The sequence below is a fragment of the Acinetobacter sp. UBA2063 genome (assembly GCF_002333245.1).
GTDB classification, from domain to species: Bacteria; Pseudomonadota; Gammaproteobacteria; order Pseudomonadales; family Moraxellaceae; genus Acinetobacter; species Acinetobacter parvus.
The window spans coordinates 9,971-13,747 of record NZ_DDAH01000067.1 but is presented as its reverse complement, the minus strand read 5'-3'; the positions used below and the strand labels follow the sequence as shown (position 1 = coordinate 13,747).

General features: G+C 44.6%; 3 protein-coding genes. 1 reads left to right on the top strand and 2 read right to left on the bottom strand.

Translation table 11 applies throughout. The annotated features are described in order from the left end of the window. Positions 1-1,762, bottom strand: a 1,762-nt coding sequence (gene yccS, locus B4H32_RS03210; protein WP_286799938.1) for a YccS family putative transporter, incomplete at its 3' end; no start/stop codon positions are given. A gap of 390 nt (positions 1,763-2,152) precedes the next feature. On the opposite strand from yccS, the gene B4H32_RS03205 reads away from it, so the two are divergent. Then, positions 2,153-2,773 (top strand): MFS transporter, encoded by a 621-nt coding sequence (locus B4H32_RS03205; protein WP_004678235.1) that lies wholly within the window; start codon positions 2,153-2,155, stop codon positions 2,771-2,773. 21 nt (positions 2,774-2,794) lie between these two features. Here B4H32_RS03205 and B4H32_RS03200 read toward each other — a convergent pair whose 3' ends face one another. Beyond that, positions 2,795-3,502, bottom strand: coding sequence for a nitroreductase (locus tag B4H32_RS03200; protein WP_004678233.1), 708 nt, complete (start codon positions 3,500-3,502; stop codon positions 2,795-2,797). Positions 3,503-3,777 lie beyond the last annotated feature (275 nt).

Genomic DNA, 3,777 nt, shown 5'->3' with positions numbered 1-3,777 from the left:
CATCATTATTATGTGCCGCCCGTCGGACCACTCGATAGTTCAGGGCATTATTACGCCCTTCATGATATTGGGTTACCACTTCCGCCAGATATTTACATTGGGCTTGCAGTGAACGTTGAATGGTGCGTGGCAGGCGGCGGAACTTCCAGTCGGGCCAGATAAAGCTGACTCCAAACCATGCCAGTGCACAGCCAATGATGGTGTCGATCAGGCGTGGCAAACCTGCGGCAAATGCGGAACCATCCAGATTAAAGTTGATCAAGGCCAGAATGGTGATAAAGGCGGTTGCCTGGGCATACTGTTTACTACGCAACTCGAAAAATAAAACGCCACTGAGCACCAACATGACCAATTGCCCCTGAAGTGACGGAATAAAGTAAATAATCGCCAGACCGACAATAATTCCAATCAGGGTGCCGACAATTCGTAAATACAGGCGGCGTTTGGTCGCGTTAAAGTTTGGCTGACAGACAAACAGGGCAGTCAGTAGAATCCAGTAGCCATAGGCAATATGGGTTAACTGAATGAAGATGTAACCGATAAACAGCACAATGGAGAGACGCACCGCATGGCGGAATAACACCGATTCGGGAGTGAGATGCTGCTTGACCCGTACCATCATGTCATTCCAGCCTTTCAGGTCATCATCCTTGAGCTGGTTTTCCGCCTGCTGGGCATTGATCAGTTGCATGTTACGTTCAGTCTCCAGATTCTGGAGCTGCGCATCAATCGACTTTAAGTTTTGATAAAGCGCAAAAAGGGCATTAATCCGCACCTGATCATAGACTTGGTCTGCATGCAACTTTTCCAGCGACAGCCTTAAGTTTTCAAAGCTGTGCTTAAAGCGCTTGTTATGCACATAGCGGGTACGGGTTAAAATACAGTTCGCCAAGTCCTGACAGGCTTTGCCCTGAATGGTCAGGATACGTTGAAATCGGAATAAAATATCGCTGTGTTGAAAAATCTTGGCCAGTTTCTGATAGTCGATATGGGCTGAATCCGCTCGCTCATGAATATCCTGCGCAACAAAATAATACTGCAAGCTACGCCGTGTATCTTTCTGGCCCCGATCACCCTTGAGGCGGGTCAGCAGCGCCATACGCATGTCATTGAAGATGGAGATCAGCTTGCCATTTTCCAACGCTAGATCAATCATGCTTTGCTGATAGCTTGATGGCGTCATATCGACATCGAACAGATTGGATTTGGCAAATAAAAAGCTCCCCAGCGCATGATAAGAGGCAGAGAGCTGGTCCTGTAATTTGCGCACAGGAAACAGCAAAAAGCTAATGGTGGAAAGCAGTCCGTACCAGGCTGCACCAGCTACCAATAAGGCTGGTTGTAGATACCATTGTTCAAACAGGTGTACACCTAGCATTGAGTAGACCGAAACCACCAGACAGCCATAGGCAATGGTGGCATAACGCCGACCGAGTGAACCCAGTAAAATCCAGCCGATACAGGAAACAATCAGTCCGATTGCAAAGGCGGCAGGATAGGGAAACAGTAACTGAACCGATGCCGCAGTGATAAAGAAACCGATATAGGTATAAATCAGGTTCATGATGCGCACGGAAAAACGGTCATCAATGTCACTGATACCTGCGGCAACCACACCCAATGTCAGTGGAATGGTGGCAAGTTGGAAATTGAGCAGATAGGGAACAAAAGCCGTGCCTGTAAAGGCAATGAGCATACGCACGTTATACATAAACGTGGTGTTGTAGGTTGCCTGTTTTAAACGTCCGAACCAGGGATTCAAGGTTGATCCTTTTTTATAGGGTCTGTTGACATTTCAGCCATGCCTTGCGTTATCGGCTAAAACGACATAAACAAGGCATGAAACGTAGACAATGGCGACCCCCTTGTCAAGTTTCATAACGCAGTTTATGGAGGTTTTAGCCATAACCCTGCGGGACAGGGACATTTTTTACCGTTACTGCGTTATGCCTTATTTATTTAGAATGACTAAATTGCATAAGACATGCCTTGTACCGTCTAAAAATGTCCTCTGTCGCAATGAGAGCTGAAAGCTCGCAAGGTGAAATATCAACAGACCCTACTATGCTATCGATTTTATCACTCATATTATGCACAAATACAGTGAGGATGCTAAGCTTGCAAACGTGATTAACATGAAAAGTACAGTATTATGCAGGCAGAGCAAGCTCGTCAGCGTCAATATTCAACAGCATGGATATTATTGCTGGCTTTATTGACAGCTTTAGGTCCATTATCGATTGATATGTATTTACCCGCGCTGCCACAAATGGCGGATGAGTTTGGGGTAAGTATGCAGATGATTGCCAATACCTTACCCGCATATTTTCTAGGACTTGCGATTGGACAACTGATTTATGGGCCTGTAAGTGACCGTATTGGACGCAAAACCCCCTTATATTTTGGCTTGGCCTTGTATGTGGTTGCCAGTTTGGCCTGTGTTTTTGTGAGCATTGTGGTCAGTGCTGGCTTGATGAACCACGCGCCACTTTGGCTGTTAATGTCAGGCTTATTTCTAGTTGTTTCTGGGATTGGCCTAACTGGACCCAATGCAATGGCTTTGGCCATGTCGAAACAGGGTGCAAGGGCAGGAACAGCCAGTGCCATTATGGGGAGTATGCAATTCGCCTGTGGCTTGTTGGGCGGGGTAATCTTAAACTTCCTGATTTGGAAAGCATCACTCAATATGGGATTGATGATGTTGATGTTTACCAGTGCGGGACTATTTGCAATTTTTAAGGTGGGGAAACAGCAAGACAGTATCTTCAGCTAGAGATACTGTCCAATAAATGAATTATTCATCTAAAAATACAGTAAAGTTTTCCACAGGCTCACGAGGCGTAATAAATGTATTTACGATGTGATCAGGGTCTGCATAGCCCAAGGCAACAGTGCACACCAGTTCTTCATCGTCAGGTGCGCCAAGCACATCCAGTACGATTGGATGGAAATGGTTCCATGCGGCTTGCGGGCAGGTATCCAAACCGCGTGCTTTAGCTGCAACCATAACATTCTGGATCATCATGGAAATATCCATTTTTGAACCAATCCCCATTGCTTTGTTCACGGTGAAATACAGGGCAACAGGGGCATCAAACAACTGGTAATTACGCAATTGCTGTGCCGCCATTTTTTCCTTTTCACCTTTTTGAATTCCTAGTAAACCGTAGAGTCCCCAGCCATTTTCACGACGGCGGTCAATAAAAGGTGAAATCCAGGTTTCAGGATAATAGGCAAAGGTTTCCTGATACTGTCCAGCGAGTTCTGGCTTTTGAAACATTTCAATTTGTGCATTACAAACACGGTTAATCATTTCAGCTCGTTTTTTACCTGTCAGCACATACACTTTCCACGGCTGTGTATTCGTGCCAGACGGTGCTCGGCTGGCAACCGCCAAAATATCCTTAATGGTTTGGGTTTCAACAGGGGTATCCAGAAACGCACGTACTGAATGGCGCGATGTAATGGCATCATCGACGTAGCGGACTTGTTCCGTGTTCATAAAAATTCCTCATCATTTATGATCTTTCTCATGGAATGAGACTATAAAGTAATAAATAGCTTTTGCAGATACTTTTTAAGTCGTAGATTGGAGTTTTGAGTGAAAAGTAAGCGATATGTAGATGAGACCTACCAGTATTGTATTTCATTTGTATTTTGTTTCTTTATGTGAAAATTAAATGTATTTGTAACACAATGAAATAGATTTAATATTTATTGATATATATTGGGGCTGTGATTGCCCCTAGAATAAAAAAATACACACAATATTCTAAA